A 20,858-nucleotide genomic window follows, 5' to 3' on the forward strand; every position below is an offset into this window, starting at 1 on the left:
CCAACAAAACCTAAACTGCATTAAAACGCAGCTTAGCCACAACGTTGTAGTGCATTTTGACCAACGAGCTATTTAAATTTGGAATAAAATGAAATTAGTATCTAGCAAAAGAATATTGATACATTTATTATTTACGCTTCAGATTACTGTATTACAAGCCCAAACAAATAGTGAGGAATATAAAAGTGAAGTAATAACTATTGACGGGTTACAAACACAATACCTTGATTTCGGAGGTGAAGGTTTAAGTGTAATATTAATCCACTCTGAAGGCTGGGATGCTTTTACATATAAAGATTTTGGACCACTCTTAACTAAAAACAATAGGGTTTTGGCCATTACTAGGCCAGGATATGGAAATTCCGATATAAAAGCATATGATGTTAAAAGTCAAGGTGACCATCTCATCAAATTTGTAGATGCACTTAAAATAGAGCGAGCTGTTTTTATTGGTAATTCTTCTGTTTCAGCAGAGTTAACATATTTGGCTGAAAACTTTCCACAAAGAGTTGCAGGAATTGTTTACTTAAATGGATTAGCAGTACCGTGGTTAGAGGAACATTATAAAGACCCGTTTAAGAGTTTTGAAATGTTTTTAAGGGCAAGTCCCAGCTCCAATCCCCAAACTAATTTTATTGATGTTAGCGAAGCTAGAAGAACTTATCGACCTAGCCATTATAAATCCAATTCAGTAAAAATTAATGTTCCAGCTTTAGCTATTGTAAATAAATATGGCCTGCAAGGATCAGAAAAAGGACATGGTGCATTAGTATTTGTAGGTTCTCCTTTTATGGAAGAAGTCCGAAACGAGATTCCGCCTTCACCAACGAAAGAATTCTTAAATAAAATAGCTGATGACCCTGTATTTAGAAGTGAATTAATCAACAATATTCAGGATTCTGTTGCGAGAATCTATTTTCAAAAACTAGCCAATGATACGGTAATGCAAAGAAAGGTGTATGAATACCATACCCAATCTACATACCCCGCAATGCTTGAAGCTCAAGAAAAACTTAAAAATGCATTTGGTAAAAATTTACGCCTTGTAAGGATTGATGTCGATCAAATTGTGGGATATGAATATAGAGATGCTCCAGAGCTAGTTATTGAGCCTATTAAGAAATTCCTAAAACAAATAAATTCGGAATAATAAAAACGCACTACAACACAGCATATAGCTTATGGTGGGTGAACGGCTGCCAGCAAGGTTTTCGCTCCGTAGCCAACTTTGATTTCGGGGGACAGGAAAGTGCTTCGTAAACGCCACAAGCCATATGCAAACCGTTGCCACCAATGCAAAAAAGACAGACAAACAGAATTTTAAATATGAAGAGAACACTACTCCTTTTCCTGACCTTGACAATTTTATCAGGATGTGAATTCATTAGTAACACATTTGACTACAAAGACAAGACAGAAGAATTTGTCGAAGCTCTTCTACAAGAGAACTATGACAGATGTGTGGAACTATTCGCCATGGGACACGAAATGGCGAGAAACACCAACCCCGACAGTTTGAAAGCAGGATTAGGGAACTTCAGAAATCTCGTTGTTGACAATTTTGGTTCAGAATTAGATTACTCTTTGATGAAGTCCGAAAAGACTTGGTCGACCATTGAAGAGAATAATACTCCTCCAAACACAACAGTAGTTTTAGTGCAATTTTCAAATGAAACCCACTTTGGAGTATTTAAGGTTTTATTTGACGACCAGACAAAGAAAATCCTGAACATAAATACTCTTGACGTTAAGGAGCAAATACCGAACATGACCCTATTTTGGCTTTTTGGACTAATCGTTATCTGCGTTCCTATTTTCAATATTTACGTCATCCGACTCATTAAGAAAAGTGACCTAAAGAAAAAGTGGTTGAAATATATCGCACTTGTGTTTTTTAACGTCCCTGCGATAACATACAGTGCGGTCGGTGGATTTTCTTTCAGCCTTTTAAGTTTCCAAATTCTCTTAGGAATGAGCTTCAACTATATGGGTTATTTAAACTCAGCTTGGACTTTAGGAATTCCTCTCGGTGGACTTTATTGGTTATGGAAAATTAAGACAAGAAAACCAAACGAAGACGTTGAACAAGTAGAACTAGACAAAACTGAAGAAGAAAAATAAAAAAGCACATGGTGGCAACACCTAGGTTTTCGTCGCGTGCGTAGCACGAACGATGAAACCGCTGTTGCACTGCCTGTCCCGATAGCGCAGTGTATCGGGAGAACCGGAGAGGTTCTTATGGGGATTGAGTCAGGGTTTTAGGGTTTTTTGCAATTTCGAATAATTCAAAAATTCTGTTCGAAATTGTTTAGCAGGTTCAAAAAGTCATTCGGTTATAGATTTTTCATCGCTCCCAGATCCGTTTGGAAAGGTTTTTTTTATGATTAGGACATAGGTTTCCCCGCCCGACAAAAATCAGGAATTAAAATTGGGTTGCGACTTTGGGAAAGACGGCTTTCGGAGGTCCTCTTTTGGGCAGACGCTGAATACTCACCATGCTTTCCTTCTGGCAGCAAGGGCAGTACCTCGGATTGTAGATTTCCAATACTCTGGGTTCAGGTTCCATAATTGGAATTCCGAGTTCCCGGTGGATCAGCGAGATCGTGACCTGCTTGGCAGAGCTTCCCAAAATACCGAAGTGCCTGATGCGGACCAATCCTTTGGGCAGTATCCCGATTCTCGAGACAGGCATTGCGGCTTGCTAACAGACTTCACCAACACGCCTGTAAGGAATACCGAATACTCCGGCACAGGCATTCCACCTTCTGGAATTATTTGGTATTTCGATACCAGGTGCCCATGCTAGGCACACACAATTGGAAGGGTATATGAGGGATTAAAAAGACTGATTTTACTAAACGTTCCAACCATTTGCACTAAAAACACATCTTTTATTTGATGAAGAAACTTTCCCTAACCCTTATACTTATAGGCTTCCTTTTCGCTTCTACCAAGAGCAAGGCCCAAGAAAACTACCTGAACTACCATTCAAAAGTGATTGAATACGAAAAGTTAATTGTTGAAGGGAAATACACTACTGCAATTAACCTACTTGATTCTCTATTCAAACAATTTGATTTCTTGTTTCTAAGAGATGTCAAAGTTGCTGCTGAACTCAGTGCATTTGAGAAAGATTATAAATCAGGATTAAAGTTTGCTAGGCTGGGGATTAAGGCTGGTTGGACACTAAAAAGCATCAACAAAAATGGCAACCTGAGGTCATTAAGGAAACAACCGGAATGGACTAAATTAATGTCAACATATGACTCCCTTCACAAAATCTACTTATCAAGACTTAATATTCAGCTAAAAGAGCAAGTCCACGAAATGTTTAAAAAAGACCAGAAAAAAGCATTTGGGGCATTACTTAGAATTGGACAAAAGGCTAAAAGGAGATATTCTGAAATAAAATTTGCCCCCCATAGCGAACATCAGTTAGAGGAACTAGGGAAAATTTTAGATGAATTTGGTTACCCTGGTGAACGGTTAATTGGGAATAACTTATGGGGCTCTGTGATTTTAAGTCATCATAATTCAATATCAGTGAATTATAATTCGAAAGACACTTTATATGATCATTTAAAGCCAAGATTATTGAATGCATTGGAGCAAGGAGAAATATCACCCTATGAATTAGCTCAAATAGAGGACTGGCGAATTGCTGCTTTGAACGAACATGAATTAACATCATATGGATTTCTTGGAGCCATTCCAGACAATATAGTTCTTGAAACTATAAATAAGAATAGAGCTAATATTGGGCTAAGGAGCATTGAGCTTAGGAATGAATTAATAGATGTTGAAAATGAAACAGGAATGAACCTACATCTACCTAAAGGATGGCAGAACGGGAAAATAAAAATTCAAGAAAAATAAACACGATATGAAATATTCTCTTTGCATAATACTTTTTTTGACTGCTTCAATTAATTCTTTAGCTCAAGAAAAACCTGACGTTCCTCTTAAATCTATTGACGGAATTATCAATGAACTACTTGATCAAATAACCATAGAAAAGGGTGAGAAAATGGATACTACGGCAATTAGGAATCTATTCCATCCATCAGCCATATTTACAGTTGCTGATTCTACAAATGCTGAAACTTTATCACTTGATGATTTCCTCACCCTCCTGAAAGATCCTTACTATGAAGAAGGATATCTTGAAAAAGAAATCCATAAAGTTGTGGATGAATACAATGGCATTGCTCAGGTATTCGAGACTTTTTATGGTAAGGACTCTGAGGGAGTTGAAGAAAAAGGAATAAACAGCTATCAATTGACGTATTATGGTGGCCGATGGTGGATAGTTAGCCTCTTATGGACTTTAGAATCTAAAAATGTCAGAATACCTGCAAAATATGGTGGAGAATAAAAAGTTGCCAGTCGAGTAGCCCGACCTGAGCTAATTGGCTCAGGTTGAGGCTCTCACACCACCGTATCCCGATTCACGGGATAGGCAGTACGGGTCTTCCCGATGCATCGGGACAGGCTGTAGTGCCCTAAAATCCCTACTAATCCAAGCACTAAACTGCTGTTCGTCACCTAGAAAAGACCTCCTGAATCAATGATATACCTAATCGGAATAGTCATCACTTCCTTCCTGTTAATCATTTTGTTGACGAAAAAAGGAAAAAGCCTTGCTGACAAAATACTTTTCTCTTGGCTTTGTGTGATTTTGGTCCAATTGATTTTATTTTCCATTATTTCCTCAAACCACTATTTAGAATTCCCATACCTTTTGGGACTTGAAATACCATTCCCTCTCTTGCATGGGCCTTTTCTTTTCCTCTACACCTCAGTACTCACCACGGGGCACTTTGGCAAGCCAAAAATATATCTCCATTTTCTACCCTATTTCCTAGCACTTATAGCTACCATTCCATTTATAAGCCTCAGCCTGGAAGAGAAAATCCTTGTTTACCAAAATGAAGGCGAAGGTTTTGAGACCGTATCTACCCTTATTTTTGTTGGTATTATCCTATCTGGCATTACCTACACTATTTTATCACTGCGAGCTTTAGCCATTCATAAAAAGCGGATTAAAGACAATTTTTCTTCCTTAGAAAAAATAAACCTACAATGGCTTTTTAGATTAGTCATCGGATTAGCCTGCATCTGGGTACTGGCTTTCTTTGCTGATGATGAAATTATTTTTTCCACAGTAGTACTGTTCGTGGTTTTTATTGGTTTTTACGGCATTAAGCAAGTAGGAATTTTTACTAACCCACAAGCGTTTGAGTTTTCTTCCACAATTGGATCCAATAAGTCTGCTGAGCTACCCCATGCCCAGCCCGAAAATTCCAAGTATGAAAAGTCCACATTAACAGACAGGCAACTCAGAACTATCCATGCTGAATTGGTGCATGTGATGAAGCAAAAGAAATTATTCCTCACACCCGAGCTGACATTGACAATGCTTGCCGAAGAACTTGAAACACATCCCAACACCCTTTCTCAAGTTATCAATTCGATCGAGCAAAAAAACTTTTTCGATTATGTCAATTCATTGAGAATTGAAGAATTCAAGGAACGTATAGCCATTCCCGACAATCAAAAATTTACACTTTTATCTCTTGCTTATGCCTGTGGGTTTAACTCGAAAACATCTTTCAATAGAAATTTCAAAAACCTGACAGGTAAATCCCCATCCGAGTATCTGAAAGAAAACAAGGCAATGCTCGAATAAGGGGTTGATTATTAAGATAATATTGGCCAAATAAATAAAGAAACAGGTTCCACTTTTCATTTTGGGGCGATTCACAAACAGCGAAAGCTGACTTTTACATCGTTTTAAAAACTTGAAAAGTATGAACTTAAAGACTCTGACAGTCATAGGGTTGGCTTGCACCCTGCTCATTTCCTGCGAAATGGATCTTGACATGAATGAGCCGGGAAACTTAGTTCCAAAAACCGTGACAGAAGACCCCAGTTTGCCGTCCCTATCCCTGAATGGTACAAGCCTTCATGCCCAGACCTACGGAAATCCTGCTAATGCCATGGTCATTTTCCTGCATGGTGGCCCCGGTGCAGATTACCGAAACGGACTAAACGTACGGCAGCTCGCAGATGATGGTTATTACGTTGTCTTCTACGACCAGCGTGGTACTGGCTTGTCCCAGCGCCACGATAAAAACACCTACTCCATCCAACTCTACTTAGATGACCTCACTGCTGTGATCGAACACTACAGGACTTCTACCAATCAAAAAGTTTTCCTTTTCGGTCACTCATGGGGAGCTATGCTTGCCGCAGCTTACATCAATGCCTATCCTGACAGGATTGATGGGGCTATATTCGCTGAGGCGGGTGGGTTCAACAAACAACTATTGGACGAGTATGGGGAAGCAAGCCGGAAACTGAACCTCTTTTCGGAAATCACAAATGATGTCCTGTATTACGATCAGTTCCTAACCGGGCGTGAAAATGAACATGAAATACTGGATTACAAGTTGGCCATAGCATCAAGTTTCTCTTATGCAGAAGGCAATGACGAGGGGATTGAAGGGGCCTCCCCTTTTTGGAGAAATGGAGCAGGCGTATTGCAGGCCTTTATGGATATTTCAGAAAATGAAGGGTTTTACTTTACCACCAACCTCAATCAATATCAGACCAAGGTCCTCTTTCTGTATGGTGAAAACAACAAATCCTATGGGTTGAGCTTTGCGCAAAAAGAAGCGTCATTTTTTCCCAGTTCAGAAATTGTGCAAATAGCCGACACCGGGCATGAAATGATTTATTTCAAATGGGATTCGGTTCACCCTGCCGTTCTTGGCTATTTAAATTCACTAAACTAAAGACCATGAAGAAAATTAAACCTTTGCTCTTTATAGCCATGTTCTTCTGCTTTTGTCAACAAGGCATGCCACAAACGGTGAATTGGAATGCGCTGGAAGATTCAAAACATATCATCACTGCCGGTATTGGCTGGGATTTCAGTGTTTCTTTTAGTTTGGGCTACGCTTACCAACTCAAAACAAATACGCCTATTCTGCTGACTAGCAATTTCTCCATTCCATCAGGTGAAAAGCTCTTGGATGACTTTAAAACTAAAATTGGAGGACAGGTTGTATTTTGGAACAGATCACATCTAAAGGGAAGTATTACTTTAAATGGAATCTACCGGAGATTTGAAAATCCTTTAGTCCAATTGAAGAATTTTGGAAGTGAACTAAAAGGTGTATTGGGTTTTTACAAACCCAAATGGTTTGTGGCTGCTGAAGTTGGTTTTGATAAAGCCATTGTAAGTGATTTCACCCATTCCGACACCTTCAAAGGCACCATCTTTACAACCGTAAAAGATGGTTGGTATAAACCTTCCTCCGGGGGAAATTTCATGTATGGCCTTCAAACTGGCTACTCCTCCAAACAATCAGATCTCACACTCAATATTGGCATGGTGATGACTCAGGATTTCAAAACCACGCCTTTGGTACCTTATTATCTGATGTTCGGATATAACCTCAGGTTACACTGATTCCAATCGATATTAAAGAGGTTAAAAACCTAAAACAACGAATGCATAAGCTGGTAATAACAAGAGATTTGAAAGTAAACTCAAACCATATTTACCTATAAAACAAGTATCTTGAAACCTGAACAACCAACTCCGTGATCACCTACTGCATTTATACTTATCGTGGTACATAGAAAATTGATGAGAGAAATTTACATCACCATATCCTTCATTTTTATTAGCATTCTGAATTGTTTTGGTCAAAAACAAAAAGATGAGCCCGTTACATACTTAGATGATTTGTCCATTGGATGGGTAAAAGATTCGGACACATTACTATTCAGGGCTACAAGCAAGGTTTTAGTTCCTATAGAAATCTACTTTACTTCAGAGGAAAATAAGCAAGAGTTAAATTCATTTCTGCTTAAGCCCAAAGACAGCCTTGCGCTCTTAACCTATTTTGGCGAACTGCCCGACTCTATATTTACCGCTCGTTTTGCTGATAGCGTGCGTGTGGGCTATTTTATAGGGCATAAATCTCTTATAGCACCAGATTTAGATTATTTATACCGATTGCCATTTAAATCGAACAAGAAATATGAAGTAAGCCAAAGTTTTAATGATAAGTTTTCCCATAACAGTTCCAGGTCCCGATATGCGATAGATTTTCAACTAGATGTAGGAGAACCTGTTTTTGCAGCAAGGGAAGGTACTGTTGTAAAGGTAATTGACTGGTTTTCAAAACAAGGTGGGGAAGAATTGATAGATGCTGCCAATAAAATTGTCATTATGCACTCAGATGGGACATTAGCTTCCTATGTTCATTTAGATTTTAAGGGCAGTTTGGTAAAAGAAGGCGAATGGGTAGAAAGGGGGCAAAAAATTGGAATCTCAGGTCTGACAGGATTTACACGTGGGCCTCATTTGCATTTTGTGGTGCGAAAGGAAAGAGATATTTCCATACCTGTAGTTTTTAAAGGATATGAGGGCAAGATGCTGAAAAAAGGTAAAAGATATCAAGTGGTTGAATAAACCCAGTTCAACATCAGGAATTAGTCAGGTACGAATAACAGCATTTCCCATACCTTCCTTTCCGCGAAATGCCCCTCCCATTCAATTTGAGTTACACCGTAAGGATCCACAGATTATCCGTATTAGCCCATTCCTATTACAACAAATAGTCGTCTTTGAGGTTAATTATAAACCTGACCTACTAAACTCCTCCACTGATGAAATCCATTATAAATATTCCCGGCATTTTAGTTTTACTGCTCCTCGTCAGTTTATCTTCATGTACTGATGATGACAACACTCCAAATGGCGGTGATGGCGAGCCCTTAGACAATTCGGAAATTGTATTTCTTCTGCTCGATGAAGAGAGTATAGACAATGGGAACGAACCAAACAATTTTTCAGAAACAGACGTCAATGATCAAATCGCCAGAATTGGGCAGCGACAAACCTTGAAATACTTTCAAGATAACGCAGGTAAAACTATAGGTCTGTATTCCGGTCAAGTAGGGGATGAAGGCTGGTTTGCGCCTACTTCTATACTAAGTAGTTGGATAAACGCAGGCCCAACCGCTAATGGCCTCCAAAATTACCTCACCCCGGGTCCAGGGTTGGGTGCGTCAGGAGATGTTCCGGAAGTTTTGCTAGACGAAATCCCCAATGTGATTCCTTTAAGAGCCATGGGCTTATCAATGCTAGTGGGACAGACAGTTTATGCTGTGGTTTATGATAGCGATATCTCGATTAATTACGATCCAATCGAAGGGAATTTGCAAGGAGCAAACCTTGGAATTGTGGCGTTTGATGTGCTCAGCGTCTCTGCCCGTACAGACGGGTCTAGCTCTGACCTTCCAAGGGTCTCTATTCGTATTCGAAATACCGAAGAGATAGGTGTAAGTTCTCTAAATCTCTTTTCAAATGCCACTATTCCGGAATCCTCCTCTGAGCCTATGGATATTACGCCAGCATCTGATACTCCGGAAATCACGCTTGTTCCTGCGCCTTAACTCCCCAAAATTGCCTATACTTCCCTACTTAACCTATGCCACAGACGACTTTGTTTTACTGAAATGGACTTCTGCTTAAGGCAAGAGATTAAAGCCTCCTTTAGTCAGCACTACAGTGCTTGCTGAGATTGCATCATTTGGCATGATTTCCACTCCCTCATTATTGGTTTTCCCGGTCTGCACCGCTACTTTTTCCAATTGGAAGCCGGCATCACTTTGCTCCCGGCGCACCAATACATAACCTGTACCTTCGGAATTAATAATCGCAGTAGATGGAAGCACCCAAGCTTGCTGTGGGTCTGTCTGAAACACCGCTTCTATAAACATGCCCGGCACTAGCATTTCTTCCTCCTTTTCCTCAGGTAAATGTGCATGAATATTAATCTGCCGCTCGGCGTTAATGGACTGGCCCACCATAAAAACCTCTGCGACTAGCTTTTTGCCCGGTAGATCCGGAATGCTAACCTGTACCTTTTGACCTTTATGGATCTGCGTGGCATTCTTTTCAAAAACCACCAGTTCAATATGCAAATGCTCCTTACTGATGAGGGTCATGGCCTTGCCGCCAGCAGGTAAAAATGAACCCTGTACCAAATGTATAGCTTCTACAAATCCAGAAATAGGGGCTAGCACCGGTACTTTGGAGCGGATGTTTTCTGCTTTCAGTTCGCTGGCATTGATATGGATCAGAGACAATTGCTTGCGAAGGCTTTCTGCTTTGGCTTTGGTGGATTGGTAATCCGCCTCAGCCTTGAGGTAGTTTTTTTGTGAAGAGATCTTTTCGGCAAAAAGGGTTTGCTGACGCTCAAATTCCTCCCGGAGGTAATTCAACTGGCTATTTGCTTCCAAAAATTCCTGTTGCAGGGTGACGAAATCCGGATTCTCCAGGTAGAAAAGCACCTGACCTTTGCTCACAGATTCTCCCTCCAGCAACTTCAAGCCAGAGACATACCCTCCAAAAAATGCTGAAATTTCCTGAATCCCTTCCACCGGAACTTTCACGGTTCCCTGAGCCGGTATTCCTGCTGAAAACTCCTGCATCTCAGGATTTCCCCATTGCATTTTCATGGTTTCAAATTGCTGGGTAGAGACGTTGATATAGGCACCATCGCTGGTACCTGCCTGCACTTCCACTCCCTGAGCGTCTTCAGACTCCTTAGTAGAACATTGGAAAAAACCAGCTCCCAAGATTAAGGCCAGGAAAAGGATCGATACTATGCGTAGATTCTTCATCAGTTGAGAAGGTAATTGATGTTTAAAATGGTTTGTTGGTAAGCATGCTTGCTTTCCAGGTATTGTAAGGTGATGGAAATGGAATTTTCCAAAAGCTGTACGTATTGCAGAAAGTCAATCTCGCCTTCTTGATAGGATCGCTGTGCCTGGGCGAGCAATTGTCGGGAAAGTTCTTTGCCTTCCTTTTCGTAGTACTCAATCACCCGCAAATCCTGATCTAACTGTCGTTGAAGCTTTTGGGCGCTCAATTCCAGCTGGTATTCGTACTGCTCAGCTTCCAGGGCGAGTTTTTCCTGTTGGTACTTGCTGCTTTTCACCTGGGCCTTTTGGGCACCAAAAAACAAGGGCACTGCCAGTCCGGCCTGAAAGCCCGGGTACACCTTGGCATTGGGTCCTGGGTTGGTTCCCCGGAATACGTCTATATTGATATCCGGAAGGTATTTTCGTTTTTCTGCCTGGGTATGAAATTCAGCCTGAGCTACTGCACTTTCATAATAGCTCACTCCCGGATGATCAGACCAGTCATCGCGCAGCTTCAAGCTCAAGTTCAGTTCCTCATCAGATAGCCTAAGCTCTCCCTCCCAATTGAGCAGCAATTTCAGTTCATCTGTAGCCATCAGGTGCTTTTCTCTGGCTTCATTTTTCCGCAGGGCAATTTCCTGCCGCTTTCCATCGGCTGTCAGTTTCTCCAGGTAATTGCTTTCTCCGGTTTCGAATTTGCGGGACGCAGCTCTGGAAAACTCCCCGTACAAGGAATCCAAATAAGTATAGCGCTCCATTAAGTCTTCCCAGTAAAGCACAGCGATAAAAGCCTTACTGATCTCTCCTTTCAGCCGCAGCTGCTGGAGTTCTACCTGCTTCGACTGCATTTCCACTTTGGCAGTTAAGGCATTTTTTTGAGCTCCGTAAACGGTAGGAAATTCAAAACTTTGGCTCAGCCCCCACTTTCTATTGTAAATCCCATTCTCAGCGAGGTCATTTTTATCCTCTGCATAGTAAATGGAAGTTTTCTCCAAATCCCACCCCTGCCCCACTTGCGCATGGGCAATGTCTATGGATTTATGGGCAGCTTGCAAGCCCAGGTTGCGTTCCATCCCCAGCTCTAGAGCATGCTCCAGACTAAGGGTAGTATCCTGTGCTTGGGCAGTAAAACTCACCACAAAAAACAGCAGCACTACACTTGAAAGCTTGGTCGCCCCGGGAAGTTTCCCGGATTTGCTTTTAAATGTGACGTACAAAACCGGCAGAACCACCAGGGTCAAAATGGTGGCGGTAATCAATCCTCCTACCACCACCGTAGCCAACGGACGCTGTACCTCAGCTCCCGCAGAAGTAGAGATGGCCATTGGCAAAAAGCCCAAAGCAGCCGCCGATGCAGTCAATAAAACCGGGCGAAGCCGTTCCTTTGCCCCGGTAATCACCAGGTCTTTCAGATTATCAAAACTAGATTCCATAGACTTGAAATGTTCTATCAGTACAATTCCATTGAGTACCGCAATACCAAATAGGGCGATAAAACCTACACCCGCAGATATACTGAAAGGCATATCCCGCATCCAGAGCAAGAGTACGCCACCGATGGCGGATAAGGGGATCGCAGAGTAAATCATGAGTGCTTCTCTGCTGGAAGAAAAGGCAAAATACAAAAGCACAAATATGAGGAAGAGCGCAATGGGCACCGCAATCAGCAGTCGGTTTCTGGCTTTTTGCAGGTTTTCAAACTGCCCTCCGTAATCCACCCGGTACCCTTCGGGAATATCCACTTGGTTGGAAATAATGCCTTGGATATCGTCCACTACAGACTGCAGGTCCCGGTTTCTCACATTCACTCCAATCACCACCCGGCGCTGGGTATCATCACGGGAAATCTTAGCTGGGCCTTTGGTATAGGATATCGCCGCCAGTTCTGACAAAGGCACAGACCCTCCGCTGGGAAGCTGTATGGAAGCTTGTTCCAGATGCCGGATATCCTTACGAAAGGGCTCGGCAAAACGTACCACCAGATCAAACTGCTTTTCACCTTCGAAAACCTTCCCTGCACTCATCCCTGCAAACCCCATGGTCACCACTTGGTTTAGATCAGAGATATTCAATCCAAATTTGGCAATCTTTGCTCTATTGTATTCGATTTTCATTTGAGGCAAGCCGTCCACTTTTTCCAAAATAATGTCCGCTGCTCCATCTACATTTTGTATGGCAGCCTCGATCTCTTCTGCTGTCTGCAAAAGCACATCCAGATCCTCTCCAAATACCTTGATGGCCAGATCCGCACGCACTCCTGTGATCAGCTCGTTGAAGCGCATTTCTATAGGCTGGGTAAATTCATACTCCATGCCCGGGATCACCTCCAGCGCCTCCTTAAATTTCTCCGCCAGCTCATCCTTAGTCTCCACGGTAGTCCACTCTGATTTGGGTTTGAGTGTCACGATCACGTCGCTTTCCTCCATGGACATGGGGTCTGTGGGAATCTCAGCCGCACCGATTCGGGTCACTACCTGGTTGACCTCAGGAAACTTCTGGAGAATTTTCTCAATCTCGGTAATGGTCTCTACGGTATTGGTGAGCGTAGTTCCTGTTTTCAGGAATGGCTGAATCACAAAATCTCCCTCATCCAGAGTAGGGACAAATTCAGAACCCATATTGCGAAAAATCAATACCGTGCCTACCAGCATGGCAAAGGCCCCAATCAACACCACTTTAGCATGGTCCAGCGCCCAGGTAATGGTAGGTTCATAGACTTTGTTCAGCCCATTGATGATACGGGTGGAGATATTTCTAGGTCCGGGAGGAGTGGTTTTCAAAAACATCGATGAAACCACAGGCACATAGGTCAAGCCTAGGATCATAGCCCCGATCAGTGCAAAAGAAAACACTTCGGCCATAGGCCTGAACATCTTTCCTTCTACGCCGGTAAGGGAAAGTATAGGTATAAAAACAAGGATGATAATGATCTGTCCAAAAATGGCCGAATGCATCATTTTAGATGCTCCGGAAATAGAAATCTGGTCTTTCACTTTCCTCTTCTCCGATCCGGATAAGCCCTGAAGTCTATGATCAGACTTGACAAACTGAAAGGCAATATACTCTACAATAATCACCGCTCCGTCTATGATAATACCAAAATCAATGGCTCCCAAACTCATCAAATTGGCATCCACACCAAAAATATACATGAGGGATAAGGCAAAGAGTAAGCTAAGCGGAATCACTGAAGCCACTACCAACCCAGAGCGTAGATTCCCCAGCAAAATCACCACCACGAAAACCACGATCAAACAACCCAAAATGAGATTTTCTGCAATGGTAAATGTAGTCTTGCCTATTAATTCGGACCTATCCAGAAACCCATTGATTACTATCCCTTCAGGAAGTGTGCTCTTGATACTTTCCAGTCTTTCATTGACCCGGTCTATGGTTCCTTTGGAATCTGCCCCCTTCAGCATCATCACCTGTCCCAGTACCTTTTCCCCTTCTCCATTGGCTGTAATGGCCCCGAATCTATTGGCATGCCCAAAGCCCACTTCTGCGACATCACGAATATAAACCGGAGAACCGTTTCTGCTTTCCACTATTATATTTCCAATATCCTCTAGTGAGGACACCAGTCCCTCACCACGGATAAAAAAACTCTCATTGGTCTTTTCTATATAGCCTCCACCGGCGATAGAGTTGTTTTGCGCCAGTGCCTCATACACTTCCACCAGGTCTAGCTGCATGGCTTTGAGACGCTCCGGATTGATGGCTACCTCATACTGCTTAAGGTAACCTCCCCAGGTATTCACCTCTACCACACCTTCTATCCCGGATAATTGTCGGCGCACGATCCAATCCTGAATAGTACGGAGCTCCGTGATATCATATTCCTGCTCATAGCCTGGTTCCACGTCGATCACATACTGAAAAATCTCGCCCAACCCGGTACTGATCGGCCCCATTTCAGGCGACCCAAACCCCTCTGGTATGCTCTCCTCGGCCACTTTGATCCGCTCTGCTATCAGCTGCCGAGGCAAGTAGGTGCCCATTTTGTCCTCAAAAACAATGGTAACTACTGATAGCCCAAATTTAGAAACAGAGCGAATTTCCAGTACGCCTGGCAAATTTGCCATTTCCAGTTCTACAGGGTAGGTCAGATATTTCTCCACATCTTCGGTAGCGAGATTTCTGGAGGTGGTGATGACCTGCACCTGATTCGTGGTGATATCCGGTACTGCGCCTATGGGAAGATTACTGAGCGCAAAGACTCCAAAACCTATCCAGGCAGCGACAAAAATGAATACAATGAGCTTGTTGGCAAGGCTCCATTGAATGATACGATCTAACATGCGAGCGGCTAAATTTGAATTACAAAATTGCCCCTCGCCAGCTATAAAGCCTTAAAATCTTCCTTAAGATTACCTTAAATTTTCTTTTCAAAAATCAATCGGAAAACACTCCCCTTCCCTGTTTCACTTTCTACTTCCACCTGAATATGTGATTCGTTGGCGAGTTTCCTGACAATAGCCAGTCCCAATCCAGTTCCGGACACCCCTGGGTTTGCGGCCACATCCCTATAAAAAGGGTCAAAGATCTTTTCTAAAGCCTCATCGGAAATTCCGCTCCCCTGATCTTCTACCTGTACAAAAGGAAGAGCATCATGAATCCCTAATTTCAAATTGATGGGAGAATCTCCAGCTGAGTATTTCAGGGCATTCTGCAAAAGGTTATTGAAGATCATCTGCAAAGAGCCTTCATTGACCCTTACAAAAAGTGGTTTGCTCAAATTAGTCTGCAAGCTCACCTCTCGCCCACTCTCTCCTTTGTGTCGCGCTACTATATCCCTAGTAAAGGAGAGGAGTTCCACCTCGTCAATAGATGCTCGTCCGTTATTACCGACCCGTGCGAGGGAAAGCAACTGATCGATCATAGCTGACATTCTATCTATGCTACCCAACGTCATCCGGATTTTTTCTTCATACTCTTGTCCGGTTCTGGGCTTTCGGATGAGCACCTCCAAAGTACCTTTCATGACCGCCAGCGGGGTTCTAAGTTCATGTGAGGCATCTGAGGTAAATTGCTTTTCACGGATCAAAGCCTGCTCCAACCTGGCCAAAAGGCCATTGATGGACCTGGTCAGCTGCGCAATTTCATCGTCGGGTTCCACCTCAGGTACGCGCTCATTGAGGTTACTTTGGGAGATCTGGTTGGTCTTAGCTATGATGTTTTTGATGGGCTGAATGCTTTTCCCAGCCAGAAAGCGCATGGAAAGAAACAAGGAAATCAATATCCCCGGATACAAAATCAACAGTATATTCCTCAGATTGGTCAACAGATCCCGGGCATCTTCAAAGGACTTGGCTACCAGCATATAGCCTTCATCTCGGCCCTCATGCTTCAAGGGAATCTGCATCTGTCTCACCTCCCGACTTCCAGTTTTCAAAGTCCAGGCCTCATCTTGGTGCGCACGATCGGGGTAAAAGCTCAGGTGGTTTTCTCCCAGATTCGGGGAGCGGTCCATGGATAAGCCTTGTGTGTCTACTATTTCTATGAAAATCGGATTGAGCTGGATCTGACTATGCTCCTGCTCCTGCCATTCATCTTTGTGGGCAAATTTGATCTCCCCTTCCACCAAAAAAATCTGGCCCAGATGCTTATCCGTCTCCAGTTTTAGTTCACGATCTATACTCTGCACCACGGTATAGTCCACCACTACGTAGATGATGGCAAACACCAGTAAGACCAACAGTGCGGTTACTAATGTAAGCCTTCGGGCGATGCGCTCTTGATAGGATACACTCATTGTTCTTTGGCTATATAACCCACTCCCCGCACAGTATGAATCAGATTATCCTCTTGATGAAAACCCAGCTTTTTGCGCAGCGAATTGATAAAAACATCGATCACTCCGGTGTTATATTCAAAATGAATATCCCAAACTTGCTCGATAATGCTGGTGCGCCGGCATACTTCACCTTTGTTTTTCATCAGAAATTCCAAAAGAGCGAATTCCTTCTGCGTGAGAACCACCTCTTCATTGCCTTTGTAAACCTGATGTTTTGCCGGATATAAACGGACAGATCCTAGCGCATGCACTTCCGGTTCTATTTGCTTTTGGCGCAGCTGCACCCGTATCCGTTCCAGTAATTCTTCAAAGTGAAAGGGCTTTTTGATGTAATCGTTGGCGCCGGACTGCAATCCTGCTATGGTTTCGTCCACTGTATCTTTGGCCGTAAGAAAAATAACTGGGGTCCGCTTATTTTTTTCCCTAAATGCCGAGCAAAGTTCCAGTCCGCTCATCCCCGGCAGCAACCAATCCAAAAGAAGCAGGTCAAAATCGCCCTCCTGAGCCAAATCCAAGCCGGAAGGGCCTGTTTCGGCCACAGTCACCTCGTAAGATTCCTCTTCCAAACCTTGCTTGAGAAAACCCGAAATCCCAGGCTCATCCTCTACGACTAGAATTCGCATAGCTACTTTTTCTTTTGCTACGCAAAAGTTACTAATTCAATGCAAAGCACCTGATTAAAAGGCTTAAGATTTCCTTAATGTTTTGATTTTCCCGGCATATAATCTGCGACACTAAGCCATTTCTGCGACACGTGGCTGGTTTTGCTTTTTCTTAGCGGGCTTCTTTTTACGTTTGTTCCACCAGATCAAGGTACCGGTGATAGGTAAACTGGTCGCTACTAAACAAGCGATAAACCACAGTAATTTGCTGAATTGGCTAAAAATATCACCCACATGAAGTGACTTGATGGATCTACCGATCTGCTGGCGGACAGACATATCCGAAAACAGCTTCGCTTCAGTCACTGACATATCAGATGCAGAAAGTGTCAACTGATCCGCTCCTGCTCTAGCGAAAAACCCTGTACGATACTTACTCACCTGCACTGGGTCTCCTGATTTGGAAGGCAAGGAAACCCTGATATTCCCCTCATAGGGCAGTTCCTTATTGGTACTTGCAAAAACATCTTCCAGTGAAAAAGCAGCTAGTTCCCCGGCTGGTTCCTCTTGGGCTGGTTCCGGCTTTTGACGTTCTCCCTTGGCTGAAGCTTCACCTCTTTGGGTAGGAGCCTGATAGGTATCAAACATTTTTTGATACCCCTCTCTGTACCAAGTAAAAGACCAAAATGGCCCGGTAGCTCCCATGATAAAGAGGAAAATCAAGGAATAAAAAGCAAGGGTATTATGCAGGTCATGATTGACACGCTTCCAGTTTCCTGACCATTTAATCTTCAGTCCCTGCTTGTAGTTTTTGACTTTATTTGGAAACCAAATCACTATTCCGGTGATCACACCCAGTAGAAACAAAAGTGTAGCGATGCCATTGATCAACCTGCCCAGGTCCCTATTGCCCATACTTTCCAGAATGGGGGTCTCCACTCTATCTAAAAGCAACCATCTGTGCAGACTGAACATGTAGCCCATAAACTCCGCTGTAGCAGTTTTGTCCGAACTGTTGGAGACAATCTCCGCCGTATAGGGGTTCACATAATAGGTAGTTCCTCTGCCTTTTTCTCCTTCTTCTTTTAAGGTAAACTGTACCGTACGGTCAGCTTCTTCATTCCACATCAACCCCACTACATCCGCTCCGGTTTGGCTCTCCAGTTCAGCTTTTAACCGATCAGCAGAAAGCCGCTCTCCCTGCTCCTCCACAAAATACCGCTCAGAATCCATGAATTCCCGGATTTCTGTATTGTACACATAAATGGTCCCGCTAAAGCACACAGCTATTACCACCAGGCCGGAAATGAGCCCGGCATACAAGTGTATCTGATCAAAAATATTTCTGATGGTCTTCCAAGTGTTTGATTTGGTTGGCTTCATAGCGTGTTCAGGTTGAGGCTATTTGATGAAAAGATGAGGCAAAAATAATGAAGTTTTTTATTATTTAGATTTAATCTAATAAAAACTTAGCGCGAATATTTTCTTTCCTTCCAGCGAATGAATAGTTCGTAATGCATCAGGTCTGGTTGTACGAACCTGTGTGTGAAATTCTGGGAAATTCTATTGAACTATGGTCTCCGAAAGAATAAAACCCGGTAGCTATGGCAAGGTCAATACGCTTGTAAAAACTTTAGCCTGATCCCAAAAGCTACCCGGACCAGGCCAAACACCCTAAAATCGACAACCACCCTATTTTTTACTTTTTGTCACTTTTTTAAACATTTTATATTCTTTTTAAACCCTGATTTTAATAGATTCACAGAAAATAAGATAAATCAAGTTAATTTTTTAACCTGATTTGATCACCAAAGCAAACCACTCAACCTACCAATTAAGCCTACTTCTATGTCAGAGCACATTAAAAAAGAGCAGGAATTGATCTCAAAAATCCAAAAGGGTGATGAATCAGCTTTTGTGGAAGTATACCACCTTTACTGGAAAAGGCTTTTCAATTTCGGATACAAGAAGCTCGCAAAAAAAGAAATTGTAGAAGGGATAGTGCAGGAGGTATTTATTGATTTCTGGACCAAACGCCAAACATTGGACATTCATTCCTCCCTGACTTCCTACCTATTCACAGCTGTCAATTACAAAATAATCAACCAGTACAAATCTCAGGTAGTGAGGGAGAATTTTGCCCAGAAAGAGCGCAAAAAGGGGGAACAAAACGACTCCTCTACCGACGACAAGGTATTATTTGACGACTTGAAAGCCAATCTCAAAAGAGTCATTAATAGACTTCCCGCTCAGCGAAGACAAGTCTATCAACTCAGGCATAACCAAGGCTTAAGCAACATTGAAATTGCTCAAACCTTACAAATCTCAGTAAGTACGGTAGAAAAACACATGATTAAGGCAATGAAGGACATCCGAACAGGACTAAGAGAGTTTACCTTTTCCATATCCATCATGGCTTTGCTCAGCAGTATCTGAACCAGACTCAAAAACCAAAACACCTAGATTCGATTTATTGCAAATTTTCTACACACAGGGTTAAATAATTATTGTTTTTAATACAAAAAACGTAAAATGTTTATTTTTTGGTTTTTTTTGATAGACGAATAGCGGATTTTTTATTCTAAACTGACTAATAGGGTATAAAGCTAAATAATGGAAACAGGAAATTCAGGACATATTGAAAATACTGTAAACCTAGAGAGGTTTGATGAGGGGAACGAAGATGACTTTGTAGGACAAATGCCGGAAGAATCCCAACAAGCGCTAAAAGATAGAATGCTTACAGGAATCAGCTCCCGCATCCGTGAAATAGAAAAAAGGAAAAGCAAAAGACGGACTTATTTTAGAATTGCCGCATCAGTTGCATTGATCCTTGCCTTTGCTAGCTCATTCTGGATCCTAGCCAAACCTGATGAGGTAAGTTTTCAAACTGCCTCTAATGAAACTATGGAAGTAAATCTTCCGGATGGGTCAAAAGTGATCCTAAACTCCAACTCCAAGCTTAGCTATGCTAAAAGTGAAATCTGGGGATTTGACCGGAAAGTGACCTTAGCGGGAGAGGGGTACTTTGAGATTGCAAAAGATAAGAAGGAGAAGCGCTTTACCATCAATGAGGGTACCCTCATGGAAGTAGAGGTATTGGGGACAGAATTCAATTTCAAAAACCAGCACCCTGTCCATAAAGTGACCTTAATAGAAGGAAGCGTGGCTTTAGGCTATCAAGGAAAGTCCGGTTCTGCCAAGCACAGCATGGTACCGGGAGAAATGGTGAGGCTGGATCCTGGCAAACATGAATTGCATTCGAAAATAATCACCAACCCTGAAAGGTTGCTGGCCTGGAAAGACAGAAAATTGAAACTAAAGAATGAAAGTCTGGAAGAGGTGCTTGCGATAGTGAAGGAAGTGTATGACCTGAGACTTGAGAGTGAAAGCCTAGACCAAAAAGACCAACTGGTGTCAGGCAGTATACCCCTGACTGATAGTGCTGACGAAGTCATTGAAAACATTGCCATACTCTTCAATACGAAGCTGGATGTAGAAGAAAATTTAATACGAGTATTATAAATAACCGCCTGATGTTCGGCCGGACAGCAGGCAAAAAACCAACTATTAGTAACCAATAAAAATTGTTCGAGCAAAATGCTACCGATACGCGGGAGCTAAAATTACAAGGAAATAATCCTCAGGACATACCCCCTGAAGATGAAAGAATGACGCGCAGTAGCCCCAAAATAATCGCGAATAAACATTCTAACCACTAACCTATTAAT

At 42.4% G+C, this 20,858-nt stretch carries 16 protein-coding genes and 1 pseudogene; 11 read left to right on the forward strand and 6 right to left on the reverse strand.

Annotation, left to right across the window (positions count from 1 at the left end; translation table 11 throughout):
• The first annotated feature begins 88 nt into the window (after positions 1–88).
• Together PBT90_RS12410 and PBT90_RS12415 are read left to right on the forward strand one after the other, a co-directional pair.
• On the forward strand, positions 89–1,150 hold the full coding sequence (locus tag PBT90_RS12410; RefSeq protein WP_264810904.1) for an alpha/beta fold hydrolase: 1,062 nt from the start codon (positions 89–91) through the stop codon (positions 1,148–1,150).
• 143 nt (positions 1,151–1,293) lie between these two features.
• Positions 1,294–2,121 carry a hypothetical protein gene (locus PBT90_RS12415; RefSeq protein ID WP_264810905.1) on the forward strand — a complete coding sequence of 276 codons (828 nt, stop codon included), beginning with the start codon at positions 1,294–1,296 and terminating at the stop codon, positions 2,119–2,121.
• A gap of 301 nt (positions 2,122–2,422) precedes the next feature.
• On the opposite strand, the pseudogene PBT90_RS12420 reads toward PBT90_RS12415, so the two are convergent.
• Positions 2,423–2,671 (reverse strand): annotated as a pseudogene (locus PBT90_RS12420) (IS91 family transposase); the annotation flags it as partial.
• A 227-nt stretch (positions 2,672–2,898) separates the two neighbouring features.
• Between PBT90_RS12420 and PBT90_RS12425 the strand changes: the two are divergent.
• From PBT90_RS12425 to PBT90_RS12455, 7 genes are all read left to right on the forward strand, one after another.
• Complete coding sequence (locus tag PBT90_RS12425) at positions 2,899–3,876, forward strand: hypothetical protein (RefSeq protein WP_270129514.1); 978 nt, start codon at positions 2,899–2,901, stop codon at positions 3,874–3,876.
• 7 nt (positions 3,877–3,883) lie between these two features.
• Positions 3,884–4,375 carry a hypothetical protein gene (locus PBT90_RS12430; RefSeq protein ID WP_270129517.1) on the forward strand — a complete coding sequence of 164 codons (492 nt, stop codon included), beginning with the start codon at positions 3,884–3,886 and terminating at the stop codon, positions 4,373–4,375.
• A gap of 192 nt (positions 4,376–4,567) precedes the next feature.
• On the forward strand, positions 4,568–5,689 hold the full coding sequence (locus tag PBT90_RS12435; RefSeq protein ID WP_270129519.1) for a helix-turn-helix domain-containing protein: 1,122 nt from the start codon (positions 4,568–4,570) through the stop codon (positions 5,687–5,689).
• 121 nt (positions 5,690–5,810) lie between these two features.
• Positions 5,811–6,797 (forward strand): alpha/beta fold hydrolase, encoded by a 987-nt coding sequence (locus PBT90_RS12440; protein ID WP_270129521.1) that lies wholly within the window; start codon positions 5,811–5,813, stop codon positions 6,795–6,797.
• 5 nt (positions 6,798–6,802) lie between these two features.
• Complete coding sequence (locus tag PBT90_RS12445; protein WP_270129523.1) at positions 6,803–7,477, forward strand: hypothetical protein; 675 nt, start codon at positions 6,803–6,805, stop codon at positions 7,475–7,477.
• A gap of 180 nt (positions 7,478–7,657) precedes the next feature.
• A complete protein-coding gene (locus tag PBT90_RS12450; RefSeq protein WP_270129525.1) occupies positions 7,658–8,488 on the forward strand; it encodes a M23 family metallopeptidase in 831 nt (276 codons plus the stop codon).
• A 197-nt stretch (positions 8,489–8,685) separates the two neighbouring features.
• Positions 8,686–9,474: a hypothetical protein gene (locus PBT90_RS12455; RefSeq protein WP_270129527.1), complete on the forward strand. Its 789-nt coding sequence runs from the start codon at positions 8,686–8,688 to the stop codon at positions 9,472–9,474.
• Positions 9,475–9,549: 75 nt separating this feature from the next.
• Here PBT90_RS12455 and PBT90_RS12460 read toward each other — a convergent pair whose 3' ends face one another.
• The 5 genes from PBT90_RS12460 to PBT90_RS12480 form a co-directional block, all read right to left on the reverse strand.
• The gene (locus PBT90_RS12460; protein ID WP_270129529.1) at positions 9,550–10,707 is read right to left on the reverse strand and encodes an efflux RND transporter periplasmic adaptor subunit; all 1,158 of its coding nucleotides are present in this window, start codon (positions 10,705–10,707) and stop codon (positions 9,550–9,552) included.
• Positions 10,707–15,029: a CusA/CzcA family heavy metal efflux RND transporter gene (locus PBT90_RS12465; RefSeq protein ID WP_270129531.1), complete on the reverse strand. Its 4,323-nt coding sequence runs from the start codon at positions 15,027–15,029 to the stop codon at positions 10,707–10,709. Before PBT90_RS12465 ends, PBT90_RS12460 begins: the two co-directional genes overlap by 1 nt.
• A gap of 74 nt (positions 15,030–15,103) precedes the next feature.
• The gene (locus PBT90_RS12470) at positions 15,104–16,483 is read right to left on the reverse strand and encodes a sensor histidine kinase (RefSeq protein ID WP_270129533.1); all 1,380 of its coding nucleotides are present in this window, start codon (positions 16,481–16,483) and stop codon (positions 15,104–15,106) included.
• On the reverse strand, positions 16,480–17,148 hold the full coding sequence (locus PBT90_RS12475) for a response regulator transcription factor (RefSeq protein WP_270129535.1): 669 nt from the start codon (positions 17,146–17,148) through the stop codon (positions 16,480–16,482). Before PBT90_RS12475 ends, PBT90_RS12470 begins: the two co-directional genes overlap by 4 nt.
• Positions 17,149–17,259: 111 nt before the next feature.
• Positions 17,260–18,510: a PepSY-associated TM helix domain-containing protein gene (locus PBT90_RS12480; RefSeq protein WP_270129537.1), complete on the reverse strand. Its 1,251-nt coding sequence runs from the start codon at positions 18,508–18,510 to the stop codon at positions 17,260–17,262.
• 465 nt (positions 18,511–18,975) lie between these two features.
• Here PBT90_RS12480 and PBT90_RS12485 point away from each other — a divergent pair, with 465 nt between their 5' ends.
• On the forward strand, positions 18,976–19,563 hold the full coding sequence (locus tag PBT90_RS12485; protein WP_264810919.1) for an RNA polymerase sigma-70 factor: 588 nt from the start codon (positions 18,976–18,978) through the stop codon (positions 19,561–19,563).
• Positions 19,564–19,740: 177 nt separating this feature from the next.
• Positions 19,741–20,652, forward strand: coding sequence for a FecR family protein (locus PBT90_RS12490; protein WP_264810920.1), 912 nt, complete (start codon positions 19,741–19,743; stop codon positions 20,650–20,652).
• Positions 20,653–20,858: the final 206 nt, after the last annotated feature.

It is taken from the genome of Algoriphagus sp. TR-M9 (genome assembly GCF_027594545.1).
In the GTDB taxonomy this organism is placed as follows: domain Bacteria; phylum Bacteroidota; class Bacteroidia; order Cytophagales; family Cyclobacteriaceae; genus Algoriphagus; species Algoriphagus halophytocola.